Source organism: Bacillus sp. PAMC26543 (genome assembly GCF_014250375.1).
GTDB classification, from domain to species: Bacteria; Bacillota; Bacilli; order Bacillales; family Bacillaceae; genus Bacillus; species Bacillus halotolerans.
On the sequence record NZ_CP060193.1, the window covers coordinates 2,849,389 to 2,866,191 of the forward strand.

The following is a 16,803-nucleotide window of genomic DNA, read 5'->3' on the forward strand; positions in this document are numbered from 1 at the left end:
TTTCGGGTGCAAATATGTTATTGCGGAACGACAGACTTTTTTATGAAGGCTTCAATTTCCGCGGCTGCCTTCTCCGCTCCGCCTGCTTCTTTTACGTCTTTCTGCATGTCTTTTACGCGGCTGAGCATTTCTTTATCTCCGGATACGTCCTGAACTGCCTTCTGCAAACGGGAGACGCTGACCTCTTCTTTCGGCAAATAGACGCCGAGGCCTAATTCATCAACACGCCGGGCAGTGAGCTCCTGCTCATACATTTGCGGAATCACAACAAGCGGTACCCCCGCATTCATTGCCTCCATCGTACTGTTCATTCCCCCGTGAGAAACAAACAGATCGGCTTTCGCTAAGATATCCAACTGCGGAACGCGCTGGCGTACTGTAAAGTTGTCAGGAATGTCACCTAGACTGTCAGGTTCAATTGATATCCCTGTTGACATCACAACATGCCAGTCGGAATTCCGAAATGCATCTATACACATACGATAAAATTCCGGCCATGCGTTAAAAGCGGTTCCCAATGAAATCAGCATGAGCGGACGATTTCCTGTTTCCGGCAGCAGGCTCTCTTGTTCACCTCGTTTTCCAAGTGAAGGGCCGACAAAGCAGAATCGCTCATCAAAGGTTTCGTTTTTAATCTGAAAAGACTTCGGCATAAAGACAATATTTAACGCTTCCGGTATAGCCAAGTGTTCAAATGAGACAGCCGGTAAGTTTTCTTTCTCAAGGTAAACCTGGAAATCGGCCTCCGCTTGTTTGAGTTGCTTGAGCATCTCTTCACTTCCAAGCTGGAAGGATTCATTTTGCGCATAGGAAGAACAGAGCCTGATGGCCGGCACATTCAGCTTATCAGCAAACAATTTTCCCGCAAATGCGATAAAATCATAAACGATAAGATCAGGCTGGTCATTTTGATATAATTCTTCAAGCTGAGGCAAGATTTCGAGCGATTCTTTTAAAATGCTAATCGGTGTTTCATTTTTCTCTATCATTTCCTTAATGCGTTCCGGTTCCACGTTAATCGTAGTTTGATATAAAAGCGGGCTTGCCCCGGCTTGCTTCACCGCAGGCGCGAATTCCTCAGTCGTCGCATAAGTGACACGGTGCCCTTTTTCACAAAGCTTCTCCACTAACGCAAGAGTGGGATTCACATGTCCGTATGCCGGGATATTAATAATTGAGATATGATGCTGTCTCATCATTTCAGCCTCCAATTTTCATATTATATGTTGACGCGAAAACTCTTTAGTCCGTAAATCACGCTATTTTCAATCGGGGTGATACTGACCGGCTCCATACGAGAAAACGTTTGAGTCAATGCCGTTAACGCGATGGCTGCTTCAAGCCGTGCAAGCGGAGCCCCAAGACAAAAATGAATGCCGTGGCCAAACGCAATATGCGGATTGGGATGGCGGTGAATATCAAACATGTGCGCCCTGTCAAACTTCGCTTCATCACGATTTGCAGACGCCACAAACGCTAACACCATGTCGCCTTCTTTCATCTGATGGCCACCAATCTCCGTATCCCTCTTGGCAATTCGCCGCAAAACAGGTGCAGGCGCCCTGAAACGCAGAGCTTCTTCCACCGCCTGAGGCATCAGCTCTGGATGCCGCCGCAATTCGTCATAAACGCCCGGCGTGTCTAAAATGCTGTACATCGCGTTTGAAATCAAGTTCGTTGTCGTTTCATTTCCCGCCACCAGCAGCAATGTACAAAACGGAATCAGCTCTTCTCCGGAAAGCTTCTCACCGGTTTCTTCCGCTTTAATTAAAATGGAGATGATGTCCTGTTCCGGTTTCTTCCGTTTTTCTTCTATGATGCCGGCAAAAAACGCGGCTAGCTCTTCCTCGCACTTGTTCCGCTCTTTCAGAAAGGCTTTCTCCGCTTCCTCACTTCCATCTCTTGGTGTGCTCACCAAAATATCAGACCATGTCTTAAACGCATCCATATGCTCTGAAGGAACGCCTAAAAGCTCAGATATCACAATGACAGGAAGCGGATATGAGAAATCCTGAACCAAATCAAACTCGCTTCGTCCATGAAAACGATGTATCAGATCATCTGCGATGTCTTGAATTCTTGGTTCCCACTGCTTCATGACACGCGGTGTAAACGCTCTATTGACAACAGAACGGATTTGCGTGTGTCTTGGCGGGTCCATATTAATGATCGAATTCCCGATAGAACTTGTCTGCTCCGGCATATAACTGGAGAAAAGCTCTTTATCCCCAATCACTTTTTTGACATCATCATAAAGAAAAACACTCCATACTTGATTGTCTTCATCATAGGTAACAGGAGCTTCCTTTCTCATCGATTCGTACCACGGAAACGGATGATAAGCATCCTGTTTATTTTTTCCGTTCATCAGTGCACGCTGCAAAGCTTGTCGCCGATTTACCACATTCATGCGTTTCCCCTCCCCATGAAAGAAAAGATTCAGCAATTGACGAACTTCACCACCTCCTGCTATCGAAAAAGAGAGGGACATCCATTTTGTCGTCTGAAACAGCAGGCAGGTCTTCAAGATGCCGGTGCAGGCATCATATAATCCCCCTCGAATGTTGTTCATCTTACCATAATCTTTCAATTTTTTTCTATTACGCACACCCAATTTGGTTCACAACGTGACCTTAGGCATGCTCATCGATTTTAGAAACGCAATCAATAGCTTATGAAAATCTCACACGTCGCCCTCATCCGCAACGTAAGCACTACTCTAAAAGATGACTTTTCCATTATGTAAAGCATGCTGAAGATATGATTAAATAGAAAGTAAAATGGTGAAGGAGAGAACAAATGACATCACAGATCAACCGTAAAAAACTAGTTGTCGGCATCGTACTTTCACTTGCATTTGTATTGTTTGTGTTCTCTTTTTCTGAGAGACATTCAAAACCGCTCGTTGAGGGAAAAAAACAGGAAAACTGGCATACTGTCGTCGACAAAGCCTCTGTCGATATATATGGAAGCCGTTTAGTGGAAGAAAGCAAACTAAAACAAAAGCTCGGCCATAAACAAGCCGATTCGGTACTAACCCTTTTGAAGCTAGCCAGCGAAAAACATATTGCCCTGTAAAAACAAAAAAGAGCCTCCGGCTCTTTTTTGTTTAATCCAATACAGTTTTTTTATCCGGATGACGCTGAAAGTCAAAAAGCATACTGAGCTGTGACTGTGTGTTTCGTTTTGGAGAAAGCGGAGGGAGCCTGTCTTCCGGAAAAAAAGCGGCATGGTTCGTCTCAATTCCGGTTTTCTGCTGCCCGCCCGTTATGCTGCATTCAATGAAGATCTTATAGTAATGATAAGGCTGAGGGGGGTGAGGATGCTTATGGCTGTCCAGCACGGCCAGTAATCGAGAAGGCACTGTATCGTAACCCGACTCTTCTTTGATTTCCTTGATCACATTTTCAGCGGGTGATAAACCAATTTCACAAAACCCGCCTGGGAGTGACCACAGCTCGTCATGCTTCTCCCGGACAAGCAATATGCGATTCTCTCGAAATACCGCGCCGCGAACATCCGCCTTCGGTGTCGGATAGCCTTTCTCGCCTTTCCATAAATCAGTGATGACTTCAATGTCCTTCTCCGAGTAATCCGCCATCATCTCTGCGCTGAGCTTCATCAGCTCTTCGTACCTTTCCCTGTCATACACATCCTTGGAAAAAGCAAGCCCCGCCTGTGCGATCGCCTGAATCCGCTGGGCCCGTTCCAGCCATTTGGTTTGCACGTTTATCACTCGTCCTTTCAAGTTATTTTTCTCTATAAAAAATGCACGTTTCACTAATGAAAAACGTGCAGCTGTAAATCAAGTTCTAATCTAATTTCACCAAATAATCAATATCGTCCTTTACTCTCTCTTCAGTATTACTGCTATTTGTATCAGCTAAAAACGGATTATATACCAGTGTGTAATGTTTCTGTTCTCCTTTAGGGATGACATAACTGAGTACACCTGTAACCTTTTTCCCTGATGTCAGTGTTCCTGTCATCAGGATCCTGCCCTTCTCTTCTATTGAAAAAACCGGCTGGACTGATTGATTTTTCTTGTCTTTTAAGTCTAACCCGAGAAAATTGTATTGCATTGAATCTTTCCCTATGTTTTCTATCGTAACTTCTATAATGAGCCGTTCCTCATCATCTTTTATTGTTTTTAGCTTCGAGTCTACAGCTCCCCCAAATTCCGAATATTCACCTTTTTGTACTCTATCAACTTTATTCACTGTAAAATTCGTATGTCCCGCTTTAAACGTTTCTCCTATTTTATGTATTTGATCATCTTTTTTAATCTTCGGCTCACCGCCTTTTTTCAGTTCCTTATCAAGTTCCTTTTCAAGCTCTTCTTGCGATTTTTTTTCTTTCGGCTTTTCCTTTTCAGACGCATCGCTTGATTGGCTGCACGCAGAAAGTGCAAACCCGATCGTCAAGACAAATAATAACAATAAGACTTTTTTCATGATCGTTCCCCCATCTAAAGTAATCGTTTTCTATTATAATCAGATTTTTCCTTTTATTAACAGGTAAGAAAGCATCATTTTTTTCTATTTCATTCGTTACAAACTTACTCATTCCTAGAATATGAATATTTTTTACTAGTCCATTAGACCTTTTCATCAAAAAAACCCGAGCTGGCATCAGCCGGCTCGGGCGGGTGTCAATCTCGCTTATCCATTCCCCTTTTCTTTCGGGGGTTCCTGATGATGCTTTTGATGTTCCGGAGGCTGAGTTGTGCGTTCCAGCTCCTTTGTATCTTGTCCCATTCCTTTTAAAAAGGAGAACAGCAGCGTAACCGCTTTGTTGATTTCCGGGTCTTTAAGCGAACGGATGATATCAAAATAACCTGTTTTCTCTTCGCTGTTCTTCTGTTCTACCGCGTTCGCCACACCGGCATTCACTTTCAAAATGAGCGGCTCCAGCTGTTTGACATCCAGCATGCCAAGCGTTCCAAACAGGAGAAGCAGGTTTTTAAGCATATTGGCCGTTTCCTCTGTATCTGCCTTTTTCACTAGGATGTCAAGGACTTTATCACCTTGGCCAAAAAGACCGCGGAGCAAAGGCAGTACGCCCCGATCGTTCATGTGCCTAAGCATTTGCAGCGTCTCCAGAATGGCTTCTTTGTTGTCGACTAAGGCATCTTCGATTTCTTCTAAATCACGTTTGCGCTGATCTTCTTCGGTCACCTGTACTTTCTGAATGCGTTTAATCGCTTTAGCCATTGTGCCCAAGCCCCCTTTTCACTGCGTCGCCAGGGAAAATGTAGTCCTTCCGCGCCCATTTCTTATGAACCTGCACACCAATTTGCGGCTGCGGATTTCCGTTGCGGTGATTGATTTTAGGCAGCGGATTGATTCCATCCTGCTTCAAGATTTCCATCTTCGCTGATGTTTCTTTGTAAGCAGGCGTGTCGGTATCCTTGTCTGCGTGGCTGCCTGTTAACAGGTTAATCGCCGCTTCCCCAGAATCGTTCATTGGCAGATACACTTCCTTCCCTTTGACACGATCGGTGATCAGGCATTTCACCTTCACATTTCCAAAAGGCGATGTGAGTCTGACAAAGGTCCCGTCCTGAATCCCCCGTTCTGCCGCAAGCTCTGGAGAAATTTCTAAGAATACATGCGGCGTTTTTTCAGAAATGCCTTTTGATTTATACGTCAGGTTTCCTTCGTGGAAATGCTCCAAGAGCCTGCCGTTATTTACATGGATATCATATTCTTCACCGAACTCCTCGGGCTCAGTCCATTGAACCGGATAAAGAATCGCTTTGCCGTCCGGGAAAGGAAAACGCTCTGTAAAGAGTAAAGGCGAATCCTTCCCATCAGCACGAACAGGCCATTGCAGGGAATTGTAGCCCTCAAGACGTTCATAGGTTACTCCTGCATAAATTGGTGACAGCATTGCAGCTTCTTCCATTATGTCGGAAGGATGCTCATAATTCCAATTGGCCCCAAGCTTATTCGCTATCTCCATAATAATCTGCCAGTCCGGCTTTGATTCACCCAGAGGTTCAAATACCTGGTCTAAACGCTGAATACGGCGTTCAGTATTTGTAAAGGTGCCTTCTTTTTCAAGGCTCGGGCTCGCAGGAAGAACAACATCTGCAAATTCTGCCGTCCGAGATAGGAAAATGTCCTGCACAACAAAGAAATCAAGCTTTTCATATGCGGCGTGCACATGATTGATATTTGAGTCGACAAGACCCATTTCCTCCCCTTTTACATACATCGCTTTCAGCTGGCCGGAATGGATTTTTTCAATCATTTCATGGTTGGTCATGCCCGGCTCCTTCGGCAGCTGCACACCCCAGGCTTGTTCGTATTTCTTGCGGACTTGTTCATCCTTCACTTTTTCATAGCCCGGCAGGCTATCAGGCATGCTTCCGAAGTCACTTGCTCCCTGGACGTTGTTATGGCCGCGTAATGGATAAGAACCCGCACCCGGTTTTCCGTAGTTACCTGTGACAAGCAGCAAATTTGAAATCGCAGTGCTTGTATCGCTGCCTCCAATGTGCTGGGTCACACCCATGGCCCACAACGCGCACACACTGTCAGCCTCATGAATCATTTCAGCCATTTGAATCAGGGTTTGTTTATCAATTCCGGTTTTCTCCTCTGCATATTCAAGTGTGTACGGCGCAAGGCTTTTCACGTATTCATCCCGGCCGTTGACCCTTTCCTGCAAAAAGCGTTCATCAGCCTTGCCGCTTTCAATCAGATATTTGGCGATGGCATTCAGCCAGACGATATCTGATCCGGCACGCGGCTGGACAAATAGATCAGAACGCTCAGCCATTTCGTGTTTTCTGATATCGGCCACGATGACCTTCTGCCCTCTCAGCTTGTGAGCCCGTTTAATGCGGGTAGATAATACCGGGTGCGACTCTGACGTGTTCGAACCGATAATCAAAACTAGATCTGCCTGGGCGATATCTGTAATCGATCCTGAGTCACCGCCATATCCAACTGTCCGGAACAGTCCGGCAGTAGCCGGAGACTGGCAATAGCGCGAGCAGTTATCCACATTATTTGTGCCGATAACCCCTCTGGCCAACTTTTGCATCAGGTAGGATTCTTCATTCGTACATTTAGACGACGTGATAAAAGCAAGTGAGTCAGGGCCACATTCTTCTTTCAATTCAGTGAACTTGCTTGCGATCAGTGTTAAGGCTTCCTCCCACTCTGCTTCCCGGAAATGGTCGCCTTCGCGGATGAGCGGTTTTGTCAGACGCTCCTCACTGTTTACAAAATCCCAGCCGAACTTGCCTTTTACACAAGTGGAAATGCCATTGGCAGGCGCCTCCTCCTGCGGCTCCACTTTCAGAATATCTCTGCCCTTAGTCCAAACATCAAAACTGCAGCCGACACCGCAATAGGTGCAGACGGTTTTGGTTTTTTTGATTCGTTCATCACGCATGGCAGATTCCATGTCAGAAATGGCGAGAATCGAGCCGTATCCTGTCTCTACGCCTTTCGTAATCTCGATCATCGGGCGCAGTGATTCGTTATTGATGCCTGTTAAATATCCGGCTTCCCCTTCCATTCCTTTTTCCATCATCGCGTTGCACGGACATACGGTTGAGCAATGGCCGCACGACACACATGACGACTCGTTAATCGGCACGTCATGATCCCAAATGACGCGCGGGCGTTCCCGCTCCCAGTCAATCGTCAGTGTTTCTGTCACCTGTACGTCTTGGCATGCTTCGACACAGCGGCCGCACAAAATACATTGATCAGGATCATAACGGTAAAACGGATGGGATTCATCCTTATGATAAGGCTTTTGATCAAACGGGATGCTTTGGTGATTGATTTTCATTTCCTTCACCGTATTATGTATTTCGCATCCTCCATTGTTGTAATCGCAAACTGTACAGTAAAGCTCATGATTATATAAGATTTTATCCATCCCGATGACCTGTGCCTTTTTCACGTCAGACGAAAGCGTATCAATGACATCGCCATCCTTTATTTCAGCAGAGCACGATCTCTTCAGCTCACCATTGATGCTGACAATACACGTATCACATGTTTCTATCGGCCCAAGGCTCGGATGATAGCATACTTGCGGCACTTCGATTGAACTGTTATTCAAAAGCTGCAGCACCGTCTGGTCTCCGGCTGTCTCCATCTCAACGCCGTTTATGGTTACTTTTTTTGTGTCCGCCATCTCCATTCCCCTTTCTTGCGTTTATATACCGAATTACCCATTTCAGTTCCCTTACATGTGCTGATTAAAACATACAGAGCGCATACAAATGTTTTAATGCACGAACATCGGGAAACGTCATGATAGACAAAAAGGGAGGGATAACCATGAAGAAAACCATTTCCGCATTAACAGCGGCGGCAGCACTGTCAGGCACTGTTTTTGGCTTCGGGACGGCAATTCCGGCAAAAGCTGCCGCTCAGGCAAATCCGCCTGCTGAAGAAACAACCTCATCATCCGCTGAGCTTGTAAAAAATCTTTATAACACCGCTTTTACAGGTGAAATGCCGCAGCAGGTACAAGGTCTTACGATTAACAAAAGCACAAAAGGGGATGTCCATGCCAAGATGGGAGAACCGGAAAGACCGGCTGGAGGAAACAATATGTTTGATCTATACAGCTGGAATATGGGAAATCCCGGCTACGGCTTTTCCTATAACAAAGACATGACCATTTCAGAAATCCGTTACTTTGGAACCGGAGTAGAACGCCGTCTGAATCTTGGAGGGGTTACACCGGATGTGCTGAGCGGTCAAATTGGCCCCGCCGACCGAATTTTAACCGTCCCATTCACGGATGAAATCGACTATATCTATGATACAGGCCCTTATGAGCTCCATTTCGTCATTGGGAAAGACCAGACAGCCGACCATGTCAATCTAAGAGCAAGATAAAAGTACCTGCGGCTGTTCAGCCGCTTTTTTTATGGACAAAGTGAGGATGGATTCCTTACAATACATGGGAGGGAAAATGCGGGAAGAGGTATCAATCATTCATGAGAAGGAACCGGTTCATATATGCGGCCTTTACAATCCTCATCATTGGGTTGGGACTGGGGTCAAGAGCGTTCTCCTGTTTTCTCCCGGATATCGTCAATGCCTATCTCGGAGATGCACTGTGGGCCGCAATGATTTTTACGGGCTGCGGCTTTCTGTTTCATACGATGAAAACCATCACAACAGGCATTATCAGCCTTTCATTTTGCGTTATTATCGAATGCAGCCAGCTGTACCATGCTGAGTGGATCGACCGGACCAGGGGCACTTCGCTCGGCGGCCTCGTGCTGGGGTACGGATTTTTATGGAGCGATATCATAGCTTATACGATGGGAATTGTCACCTGCACACTCATAGAGCTGATCCATCAAAACATCAAAAAGCGCCGCTGACGTGACGCTTTTTCTTATGTCGAGAACAGCCCGCACTGAGACAGAATCGTCTCTGTATCCAAGAGTGTGGCCTCCTTTATATCGACCCGGTGTTTATTCATAAAAGACTGAACAGCGTGATATCCAACCGCATATCCGGCAAAAGCAGATAATCCCGCCGGCTCAAAGCCTTGCGCTTTCGCTATTTGATCTCCAAACATGTAACGGCTCACCTCCGAAAAGCCTTTTACATCAATCACCTCTTTTATGACTTCAATGGAATATTGCAAATCGTCCCGATCAAAGCGAGTAACCCAAGGACCTAATTGTTCTTCGCCAAAGAGCTCCCGCGCAAATGACTCAGCCAGCCCTTCAATGACAAGATAATCCCCGACTGACACAGAACCTCGGTGAAAATCAAAATACGAAAACCGCAGATTATGGTGAAATTCATGGGCAATCATCGATGAAATCCTAAGAAGGTTATAGCTGTTCGGATACATCCAAACGTGAATAAAGCCTGGAATTCCCCCAAACCCGCAATACCCTTTTTGCAGCTTCAGCTTGCTTGGATCAGCAATGTAAAGCCCGAACCTCATTTCTTCCGCATTTACTCGCAGCTTTTCACGCTCGGCAAAATGTATACACTGCTGCAGCGCAGATTCAGCAGTCTCGGCAATATGCAATTGCTGCAGTTTTCTTAATGCTGTCTGTCCGGGTTCAGCATTACACACATCCAAATAACCAAGCATCTTTACAGCCATGATCACATCATATCCATTTGGTGTCTTCGCTTTTAGGGGAACCTGTATGGCGCTCCACATTTTTTCAAACGGTCCCATCATCGTATACCGAAACTCGTCCTCTCTTTCGTGTTCTTCCATCGAAAACAGCTTTTCATATTGCTGAAAGGTCTGTTCTATTACGATATTCATCCTAATCCCTCCTCACGAAAAATATACGGTATGCCGCAGCGTAAAGGTCAACAGAAAAAATTAAGCCTTTCTGCCCTATAAAATCAAAGCCGGCCGCCGATAGGTAAGGCATAGGAGGTGTAGCAATGGATATTCCTGCATTATCAGTTGCCATGCATCAAGCAAATCTGGCGCAAAATGTTAATATCGCTTTAACGAAAAAGATGCTGGACACTGCCCAGCAAAATGCTGACCAAACCCTTAAGCTGATTCAGCATCCGACACTCGGACATAAAATTGACCTGAAAGCTTAGCTCCACACCCCAGGCGGCCAAGAACTCCATCCTCCCGGCCGCCTTTATCTTTCACAAAAAAGCATGCATGTTTTGGCCTTTCCTCCGTATGATTTATTGTTTGTCATTTTAAGGAGGTCAGGAAGAGATGAAAAGAATGGTTAAAAAGGTGTCTTTGGTGTTGTTCGCATTCGTATTTATTTTTGCCATCAAGGGAGCACCCGCTCATGCGGAAACACATGCCTACGATGGAAAAAGCCCTTATTACAATGATTGTGCGTCCAGCGCCGCCACAAAAAAATCTTCTAACTTAGTGAACGCAAACAATCAAGTCATCGGAGTCGTCGAGCTCAAGTTCAGCAGTACATGCAAAACGGCATGGGCAAAAATAACGATGAACAACACCTTGACAACAGGCTATGAAGCAAACGCGGAAATAACCCGGAACACAGACAAAAAGAGATATAACTGTGACTCTGCAGGCGGCAATGGCAAAGCGGTGGCAGGCCAAAAATCTTGTTATACGCCTATGGTCTATGACTTAGACCCGAGAACCTCCTACGCTTTCGGTAAATATTCAGGCCCCAACCTGAATGTATGGGCAACCACAGGCTCTTATTAAAAAGAAAAAAGGCTGTCCAACGGGCATTTCCCGCGACAGCCTTTCCACATTTATTTAGCTTCCCTTTGTTTTTTTACCTCTTCAAGCTGAGTGACCGTCACCAATTGATAGCCTTGATCGGTCAGTCTTTTGATAATCTCATCGGCCGCATCAGCAGAAGTGCCGTAAATGTCGTGAATTAAAATCGTCTTTCCGTCAGCCGCGTGGCTCATGACTCGGTTGACAATTGTATTTTTATTTCGGTCTTTCCAATCTTCCGGATCAATGTCCCATAACGCGACATCCATTTTCAGCTTGCTGCGCAGTTCATCATTAATGCCGCCATATGGAGGACGCACAAGCGTCGGACGATACCCGCTTATTTTTTCAATCATGTCCTGCGTGTCATTGATCTGCTTTACAGCCTCTTTCACTGAAAGCCTTGTGAGAAGCGGATGGCTCCATGAGTGGTTCCCCACTTCATTTCCTTCTTTCAGCATTCTTTTTAACGTTTCCGGATAATATTGAACCCTGCTGCCCAGCACAAAAAACGTTGCATGCCCTTCATATTTCTTCAAGGAGTCCAGAATCTGATTTGTTGTCGCAGGATTCGGGCCGTCGTCGAAAGTAAGCGCAATGACTTTTTTATTCGGATCAACTGTTTCTTCTTTAGGTAATGAAATGACTTCGTGCTTCGGTTTTTGTTCTTTGATTTTATTTTTGTTTTTCGCTTTATCAATATATTGTTCTTTCAATATATCTTTTAAAAGATTTTTCTTAATCGCAATCGACTGCTCTCCAAGATAGCCCGCAGCGACTTGATATGTATCAAAATAAAACTCGATATAATCTTCCTTGACGGCAAAACGGCTGAAATTTTCTTTTGCCGGTGCAGTTCCTTCTTTTAACAATTCGTCGTCCGCTGCAATGTCCTTATTCTTTTTAAGCTCATGATAAGCGATCAGCGAAAGCTTTTGTAAATAATCAGAGTCCTTTATGAAAATATCATCAATAGAAAGAAAGGCTTCCTTGCTAAAATCAAAGTTAAATGTTTTTTTTACGGTTTGTCCATGCGCGCCGCCTATGTATTTATATTCATTAAAGACCACTGCCGCTGTCTGCTTGGCATAATGAACAATTTCATAATCGATGTTGAGTTCATTGCGCTTTTTTGTATGCTCCTGGTCAGCATCTTTCGTTTCCTTCTGAAATTGGCGAACCTCTTTCTCTGCGAAACTCTTTAATGCCGCATCCATTTTTTTATTTTTAAAAACAGGGTAGTTGACCGCGTAATTGAAGGTTTTCCCGTCATTCACAAGCGTTGCGATCTCCACATCTCCATACTGAGAATCGGTTTTCACTTGATTCATGACCGTTTCTTTTTTTGATGTATTATGGCAAAAGCCAATAAGCCCTGCCGCACAAACAACTGCTAATAATACTTGAAACCATTTGATTCTTCTCGCCAACAACACAAACTCCTTCTTTCGTAATCACTTCGATTTATATCCCATCAAAAGATTCAGATGATGTTCTTTATGCTCATTCGTACTCAATTAGAAATATTTTTGTAACATTAAAGTAACATTTATTTCACTTTTGTAATAATAGGAGATTTAGAAGTTCTTGTCAATCCCTTTCTGAGGATTTACTCAATAAAAAAAAACAATTTGGTCGATGGACATACACCCATTTCTCATATCAGGAATAAGGTAAACAGAATAAAAAATGCTAGGGAGGTAACCCTCTTGGAATTTCCTGTTAATTACGATCAGTTTGAGCAAGTTTCACCTTTTGATGAAAGACAGCCATATTACTACCCGCGTCCGCGCCCTAGACCGCCATTTTATCCGCCTTATTATTATCCAAGACCGTTTTATCCGTTTTATCCGCGTCCGCCTTACTACTACCCGCGCCCTCCTTACTACCCTTGGTACGGATACGGCGGCGGATACGGCGGCGGATATGGAGGATACAACAGATAGCAGGCGGTGTTTACCGAGAATGGGGGCAGTCCAGCTCCCCTTTTTTTGTATAAAAATTGACAATATCATGACAAATACAGGAAATAATTGTGATCTGGATGGCCTCTTGGTACGATAACAAAAGCATGCAGTTTTGGGGGAGGCGTCTATTTTTGGAGAATTCAAGAGTTTCTGCTCCGATTTCTGAAACAAAATACATAAAAGCCTCGAACCGGGTATCCGTTTACGATTTTATAAAGCTTGCAAAACCCGGCATTATCGTATCAAACTCGATAGCAGCCTTCGGCGGATTTTGGATCGCATTTGTGGGCTCAGAAAAACCATTAACAGGACTCGCTTTTTTTATGACAATGATAACGGCAATGCTTGGAACCGCGTTCGTCATGGCCTCCGGCACTGTCTACAACAACTATTTTGATCGGCATATGGATGCAAAAATGGAGCGCACCCGCAGCAGGGCCTCAGTCACAGGAAAAATGCCGCCTGCTTTGATCTTAACGTATGGCTCTGTTTTAGGAATAGCAGGTCTTGCCATGCTGTATTCCCTCAACCCTTTAACTGCAATTCTCGGACTGGCCGCCTTTATTTTTTATGCCATCATCTATACAGTATGGGTGAAACGGGCCTCGGTATGGAGCACGTTTGTCGGAAGCTTTCCGGGAGCTGCTCCGCCACTGATGGGTTATTGTGCCATCACAGGAGAAATCAGTGTAACCGCCGTCATGTTATATGCCATTATGTTTCTGTGGCAGCCCCCGCATTTTTGGGCTATTGGGATAAGACGCAAAGAGGAATATCGGGCGGCTGGTGTCCCGCTCTTGCCTGTTGTAAAAGGAAATCATGTAACGAAAGTAAAAATGATTCAATATATTGCAGTCCTGGTGCCGGTTACGCTATTATTTCCTTTTTCTCTCGGCACCGGCCATATAAGCCCATTTTATTTTTTAACTGCCTTGGTTCTCGGAGGTATATGGATCAAAAAAAGCATGCAAGGATTCAAAACAGACGATGACGTAAAGTGGGCAAAGGATATGTTTGTCTACTCACTCATTTATTTTTGCTTGCTGTTTTTTGTCATGATGATTGATTCATTTGTAATGTTATTAATCTGATGATTTTATGCAAAAAGAGCCACACATTAATGTGACTCTTTTTTGTTTGTGAAAACAGTCTCTAATAGAAATGTCAGGATAATAAACACAGCCGCGCAAATCAAAAATCGTACGATTTCAGTCAAAATCCAGCTATGGGCAATACTCATATCATCGGTTTCCTGGAGGGCTGCACATATTGAAAAAATAGTGAGTATGTATTTTAGGATTTCTTTGTTCATGGACACCACACTTTCTGGATATGATCACCAATATCCAAAATAACACATAGCTGAGAGCGGCAAAAGCCGAAAGAGCAAAAAAATACCAGCCCAGTCTGAACTAAAGCTCCAATGAAATACATACTGGCTCTCCATTCTAAGATATGAAATATTACAGATTGAGATCCTTTCCATTGTCAGCTATCCCAATCCGGAATAAAGAAAAAATTGTCCAACCACCTACATTATGGTTATATATGATCTGCTTTTCTCATGTTCATTGATTTGGAGGCGTACGATGAAAGGGATTGTTTTAGTTGTTCAGCTTGGATTTTCATTCATGGCTTTTCTGTTTTTAGCCGCTGTCAATTGGTATCAAGGAAGCGAGCTTGTTTCAGATCAATTCGATTGGAATTACACAGCCAAATTTTCAAAGCTCCTTAACGGCATTGACACCATCACCAGCCCCAAACAAATTTCACAGCTGGATTTTTTCATATACTCTGCGAAACACTATCCGGTCATAAGTATACTGATGATCTGTTCGTTTTTATATGTGTTATTATCACTTTTTTTGCTGATTCGCGATTGCCACACGGCTCGGTAAAGAATATGTCATTTCCCATGCCCCATTGAAATACCATAAAAGGAGCACCGTTATGATCCTCCCCCTCTTTTTTCTTTAATCGCCAGTTCATCTAAAGGATATGGCAAGGCGTATCTCGCTCCGCGTACTTGATTTCTAAGCATTCCACGATTAGGTGCACGATTTACATCTTCTCTATATTCGTATGGTCAATCAGAACTGCGTTTATATGATCCGAACTTGAATGTTCTTGCCTCATTGGTTATTTTCGGTTTCACCTTTTGTTTTTCCATCTTTCGGAACTTTTCTCTCGCTCTTTCGTATAACCTTACAGGAGGTATCACATGATGAAAGAGTATGAATTCGTTAGAGTCGAACTTAGTACCATGAGAAGAAGACCCAAAGAAGACTACCAACAAATCATTCGTGACTATGCTCAAAGAGGATGGAAGTTTATTCAGATTTTCGCCCCTAGTATAGACGGGTATGGAGCAGCTGCTTATTTTGAAATGATATTTGAAAGAGATGTGGAAGATGCTTAGTCTTTATGGCTAAGCATTCTTACCATTGAGTAACTTACATTTATAAATGACAAATCATAAAAAGCTTACAATTAGTAAGCTTTTTTGACCCTTCATGACAAAGAAAGACTCTAGTTTTTTCAATCGTGCTTCAAACTTCGCTTTCGTTCTCGCTCGATAAAGTCCATGCATCAGTTCGATGCTTAATCATTTACTTTCCCAGTATACACATAGATCACCTGTCTTAGAAATTCAGCTAATCCCTCACCATGTTGATCGTAATATCGCTTAAAGCGCTCATCTGATACATACATCTCCCCTAGACCTGCATGAGCTTCTTTGCTGTAGTCGCTCCAATGATAAAGAAGCCATTTTTTGTGCAATTCCGCCGCTTTCAAGGCATCTTCACTTTTTGGATCTCCTTCTTCAAATGCTTTTTTAAGTTTTTCAAACATTTCTTTTTCTGTAGCGGTCAGCTCTTCATATTGCTCCTTTGTCATATTCAACACTTCTTGGTTAGTTTCTTCCACCGCTTCTTCTCCATACTTTTGGCGTATTTCCGCTCCGTATTTCCGCTCGTTTTCTTCCACAAGCTCTTTTTTAAATCCTTTAAATTTCTCTTCATCTCTCATTTTTTCGTTTCTCTCCTCTGCATGAATTGTTTTCTCTACATTTTGTATAAGGCTATCAATCCGGGCTCTTTCTTCTAGAAGCTCTGCATGATGATCCTTTAATGCTTTATGACGATTAAAAGATGGGGAAAAGATTAATTTTTTTATCTCCTCTAATTGGAAGCCTAACTCTCGATAAAATAAAATGTGCTGTAATTGGTTGACTTCTTTTTCCCCATAAATTCGGTATCCAGATGAATTAATCCGTGCTGGCTGTAAAAGGTTAATCTCATCATAATACCTAAGCGTTCTTGTGCTGACTCCCGCTAATTTGGCTAACTTCTGAACGGTATATTCCATTTCTTCTCCCTCCTTATACATTAACCGTACACTTTGACGTAACGTGAATGTCAAAGCTTTTTTTAAAAAAATCTCCTTGAATGTTTCAAGGAGATGATTTATCTGCAACATGTCATATACCGAAACTTATTTGATGTCTCTATTAAGAAGTTCTTTTAAAAGTTGATTGAACTCCTCCTGCTGTTTTATATTTTTGCGGCCATTCCGATTAATTGCTGCTAGTTCACAGACAATGCCAGCCGAAATGAAAAACAATAAACCTTCAAGCATA

Annotated in this window: 19 protein-coding genes and 1 pseudogene; 9 read left to right on the plus strand and 11 right to left on the minus strand. The window is 43.7% G+C overall.

Annotation, left to right across the window (positions count from 1 at the left end; genetic code table 11):
- Nucleotides 1-17 precede the first annotated feature (17 nt).
- Both H7F27_RS14335 and H7F27_RS14340 read right to left on the minus strand, forming a co-directional pair.
- The gene (locus H7F27_RS14335) at nucleotides 18-1,196 is read right to left on the minus strand and encodes a macrolide family glycosyltransferase (RefSeq protein WP_095713521.1); all 1,179 of its coding nucleotides are present in this window, start codon (nucleotides 1,194-1,196) and stop codon (nucleotides 18-20) included.
- Between the two features lie 23 nt (nucleotides 1,197-1,219).
- On the minus strand, nucleotides 1,220-2,410 hold the full coding sequence (locus H7F27_RS14340) for a monooxygenase YjiB (protein ID WP_095713522.1): 1,191 nt from the start codon (nucleotides 2,408-2,410) through the stop codon (nucleotides 1,220-1,222).
- Between the two features lie 389 nt (nucleotides 2,411-2,799).
- Between H7F27_RS14340 and H7F27_RS14345 the strand changes: the two genes are divergently transcribed.
- Nucleotides 2,800-3,078, plus strand: coding sequence for a hypothetical protein (locus H7F27_RS14345; RefSeq protein WP_101860777.1), 279 nt, complete (start codon nucleotides 2,800-2,802; stop codon nucleotides 3,076-3,078).
- A gap of 31 nt (nucleotides 3,079-3,109) precedes the next feature.
- On the opposite strand, the gene H7F27_RS14350 is transcribed toward H7F27_RS14345, so the two are convergent.
- From H7F27_RS14350 to fdhF, 4 genes and pseudogenes are all read right to left on the minus strand, one after another.
- Nucleotides 3,110-3,736, minus strand: a complete 627-nt coding sequence (locus H7F27_RS14350) for an NUDIX hydrolase (RefSeq protein WP_101860923.1) — start codon at nucleotides 3,734-3,736, stop codon at nucleotides 3,110-3,112.
- A gap of 76 nt (nucleotides 3,737-3,812) precedes the next feature.
- The gene (locus H7F27_RS14355; protein WP_101860778.1) at nucleotides 3,813-4,454 is read right to left on the minus strand and encodes a DUF4352 domain-containing protein; all 642 of its coding nucleotides are present in this window, start codon (nucleotides 4,452-4,454) and stop codon (nucleotides 3,813-3,815) included.
- A 197-nt stretch (nucleotides 4,455-4,651) separates the two neighbouring features.
- Nucleotides 4,652-5,213 (minus strand): annotated as a pseudogene (locus H7F27_RS14360) (DUF1641 domain-containing protein).
- On the minus strand, nucleotides 5,206-8,163 hold the full coding sequence (gene fdhF / locus H7F27_RS14365) for a formate dehydrogenase subunit alpha (RefSeq protein WP_101860780.1): 2,958 nt from the start codon (nucleotides 8,161-8,163) through the stop codon (nucleotides 5,206-5,208). Before fdhF ends, H7F27_RS14360 begins: the two are co-directional and overlap by 8 nt.
- A gap of 146 nt (nucleotides 8,164-8,309) precedes the next feature.
- On the opposite strand from fdhF, the gene H7F27_RS14370 reads away from it, so the two are divergent.
- Nucleotides 8,310-8,876 (plus strand): YjgB family protein, encoded by a 567-nt coding sequence (locus H7F27_RS14370; RefSeq protein ID WP_101860781.1) that lies wholly within the window; start codon nucleotides 8,310-8,312, stop codon nucleotides 8,874-8,876.
- Between the two features lie 101 nt (nucleotides 8,877-8,977).
- Nucleotides 8,978-9,370 carry a ribosomal maturation YjgA family protein gene (locus tag H7F27_RS14375; protein ID WP_185848064.1) on the plus strand — a complete coding sequence of 131 codons (393 nt, stop codon included), beginning with the start codon at nucleotides 8,978-8,980 and terminating at the stop codon, nucleotides 9,368-9,370.
- Nucleotides 9,371-9,384: 14 nt separating this feature from the next.
- On the opposite strand, the gene H7F27_RS14380 is transcribed toward H7F27_RS14375, so the two are convergent.
- Nucleotides 9,385-10,284 carry a DUF2268 domain-containing putative Zn-dependent protease gene (locus tag H7F27_RS14380; protein WP_185848065.1) on the minus strand — a complete coding sequence of 300 codons (900 nt, stop codon included), beginning with the start codon at nucleotides 10,282-10,284 and terminating at the stop codon, nucleotides 9,385-9,387.
- A 125-nt stretch (nucleotides 10,285-10,409) separates the two neighbouring features.
- Between H7F27_RS14380 and H7F27_RS14385 the strand changes: the two genes are divergently transcribed.
- Both H7F27_RS14385 and H7F27_RS14390 read left to right on the plus strand, forming a co-directional pair.
- Nucleotides 10,410-10,577, plus strand: coding sequence for a YjfB family protein (locus H7F27_RS14385; RefSeq protein ID WP_101860783.1), 168 nt, complete (start codon nucleotides 10,410-10,412; stop codon nucleotides 10,575-10,577).
- A 127-nt stretch (nucleotides 10,578-10,704) separates the two neighbouring features.
- Entirely contained in the window at nucleotides 10,705-11,178 is a 474-nt protein-coding gene (locus H7F27_RS14390; protein ID WP_059336143.1) for a YjfA family protein, read from the plus strand.
- Nucleotides 11,179-11,228: 50 nt separating this feature from the next.
- On the opposite strand, the gene H7F27_RS14395 is transcribed toward H7F27_RS14390, so the two are convergent.
- On the minus strand, nucleotides 11,229-12,629 hold the full coding sequence (locus H7F27_RS14395) for a polysaccharide deacetylase family protein (protein ID WP_101860784.1): 1,401 nt from the start codon (nucleotides 12,627-12,629) through the stop codon (nucleotides 11,229-11,231).
- A gap of 276 nt (nucleotides 12,630-12,905) precedes the next feature.
- Here H7F27_RS14395 and H7F27_RS14400 point away from each other — a divergent pair, with 276 nt between their 5' ends.
- Both H7F27_RS14400 and cyoE read left to right on the plus strand, forming a co-directional pair.
- A complete protein-coding gene (locus H7F27_RS14400; protein WP_024121014.1) occupies nucleotides 12,906-13,142 on the plus strand; it encodes a hypothetical protein in 237 nt (78 codons plus the stop codon).
- Between the two features lie 125 nt (nucleotides 13,143-13,267).
- Nucleotides 13,268-14,254, plus strand: coding sequence for a heme o synthase (gene cyoE, locus H7F27_RS14405; protein ID WP_101860924.1), 987 nt, complete (start codon nucleotides 13,268-13,270; stop codon nucleotides 14,252-14,254).
- A gap of 26 nt (nucleotides 14,255-14,280) precedes the next feature.
- Here the strand turns inward: cyoE and H7F27_RS20925 are convergent, their stop codons facing one another.
- Entirely contained in the window at nucleotides 14,281-14,403 is a 123-nt protein-coding gene (locus tag H7F27_RS20925) for a hypothetical protein (RefSeq protein WP_257963045.1), read from the minus strand.
- Between the two features lie 349 nt (nucleotides 14,404-14,752).
- Here H7F27_RS20925 and H7F27_RS14415 point away from each other — a divergent pair, with 349 nt between their 5' ends.
- Together H7F27_RS14415 and H7F27_RS14420 are read left to right on the plus strand one after the other, a co-directional pair.
- Complete coding sequence (locus tag H7F27_RS14415; protein WP_101860785.1) at nucleotides 14,753-15,061, plus strand: YjdJ family protein; 309 nt, start codon at nucleotides 14,753-14,755, stop codon at nucleotides 15,059-15,061.
- A 326-nt stretch (nucleotides 15,062-15,387) separates the two neighbouring features.
- Nucleotides 15,388-15,582, plus strand: coding sequence for a DUF4177 domain-containing protein (locus tag H7F27_RS14420; RefSeq protein WP_024121010.1), 195 nt, complete (start codon nucleotides 15,388-15,390; stop codon nucleotides 15,580-15,582).
- Nucleotides 15,583-15,764: 182 nt separating this feature from the next.
- On the opposite strand, the gene H7F27_RS14425 is transcribed toward H7F27_RS14420, so the two are convergent.
- Both H7F27_RS14425 and H7F27_RS14430 read right to left on the minus strand, forming a co-directional pair.
- Nucleotides 15,765-16,532 carry a MerR family transcriptional regulator gene (locus H7F27_RS14425; RefSeq protein WP_095713534.1) on the minus strand — a complete coding sequence of 256 codons (768 nt, stop codon included), beginning with the start codon at nucleotides 16,530-16,532 and terminating at the stop codon, nucleotides 15,765-15,767.
- A 126-nt stretch (nucleotides 16,533-16,658) separates the two neighbouring features.
- Nucleotides 16,659-16,802 carry a YrzO family protein gene (locus H7F27_RS14430; RefSeq protein WP_024121008.1) on the minus strand — a complete coding sequence of 48 codons (144 nt, stop codon included), beginning with the start codon at nucleotides 16,800-16,802 and terminating at the stop codon, nucleotides 16,659-16,661.
- Nucleotide 16,803 lies beyond the last annotated feature (1 nt).

Bases quoted from the DNA above. Each gene is read 5' to 3' on its own strand.
- H7F27_RS14335 (WP_095713521.1), bottom strand. From the start codon at position 1,196: ATGAGACAGCATCATATCTCAATTATTAATATCCCGGCATACGGACAT.
- H7F27_RS14340 (WP_095713522.1), bottom strand. From the start codon at position 2,410: ATGAATGTGGTAAATCGGCGACAAGCTTTGCAGCGTGCACTGATGAAC.
- H7F27_RS14345 (WP_101860777.1), top strand. From the start codon at position 2,800: ATGACATCACAGATCAACCGTAAAAAACTAGTTGTCGGCATCGTACTT.
- H7F27_RS14355 (WP_101860778.1), bottom strand. From the start codon at position 4,454: ATGAAAAAAGTCTTATTGTTATTATTTGTCTTGACGATCGGGTTTGCA.
- fdhF (WP_101860780.1), bottom strand. From the start codon at position 8,163: ATGGCGGACACAAAAAAAGTAACCATAAACGGCGTTGAGATGGAGACA.
- H7F27_RS14370 (WP_101860781.1), top strand. From the start codon at position 8,310: ATGAAGAAAACCATTTCCGCATTAACAGCGGCGGCAGCACTGTCAGGC.
- H7F27_RS14375 (WP_185848064.1), top strand. From the start codon at position 8,978: ATGAGAAGGAACCGGTTCATATATGCGGCCTTTACAATCCTCATCATT.
- H7F27_RS14380 (WP_185848065.1), bottom strand. From the start codon at position 10,284: ATGAATATCGTAATAGAACAGACCTTTCAGCAATATGAAAAGCTGTTT.
- H7F27_RS14385 (WP_101860783.1), top strand. From the start codon at position 10,410: ATGGATATTCCTGCATTATCAGTTGCCATGCATCAAGCAAATCTGGCG.
- H7F27_RS14390 (WP_059336143.1), top strand. From the start codon at position 10,705: ATGAAAAGAATGGTTAAAAAGGTGTCTTTGGTGTTGTTCGCATTCGTA.
- cyoE (WP_101860924.1), top strand. From the start codon at position 13,268: ATGCAGTTTTGGGGGAGGCGTCTATTTTTGGAGAATTCAAGAGTTTCT.
- H7F27_RS20925 (WP_257963045.1), bottom strand. From the start codon at position 14,403: ATGAGTATTGCCCATAGCTGGATTTTGACTGAAATCGTACGATTTTTG.
- H7F27_RS14415 (WP_101860785.1), top strand. From the start codon at position 14,753: ATGAAAGGGATTGTTTTAGTTGTTCAGCTTGGATTTTCATTCATGGCT.
- H7F27_RS14420 (WP_024121010.1), top strand. From the start codon at position 15,388: ATGAAAGAGTATGAATTCGTTAGAGTCGAACTTAGTACCATGAGAAGA.
- H7F27_RS14425 (WP_095713534.1), bottom strand. From the start codon at position 16,532: ATGGAATATACCGTTCAGAAGTTAGCCAAATTAGCGGGAGTCAGCACA.
- H7F27_RS14430 (WP_024121008.1), bottom strand. From the start codon at position 16,802: ATGCTTGAAGGTTTATTGTTTTTCATTTCGGCTGGCATTGTCTGTGAA.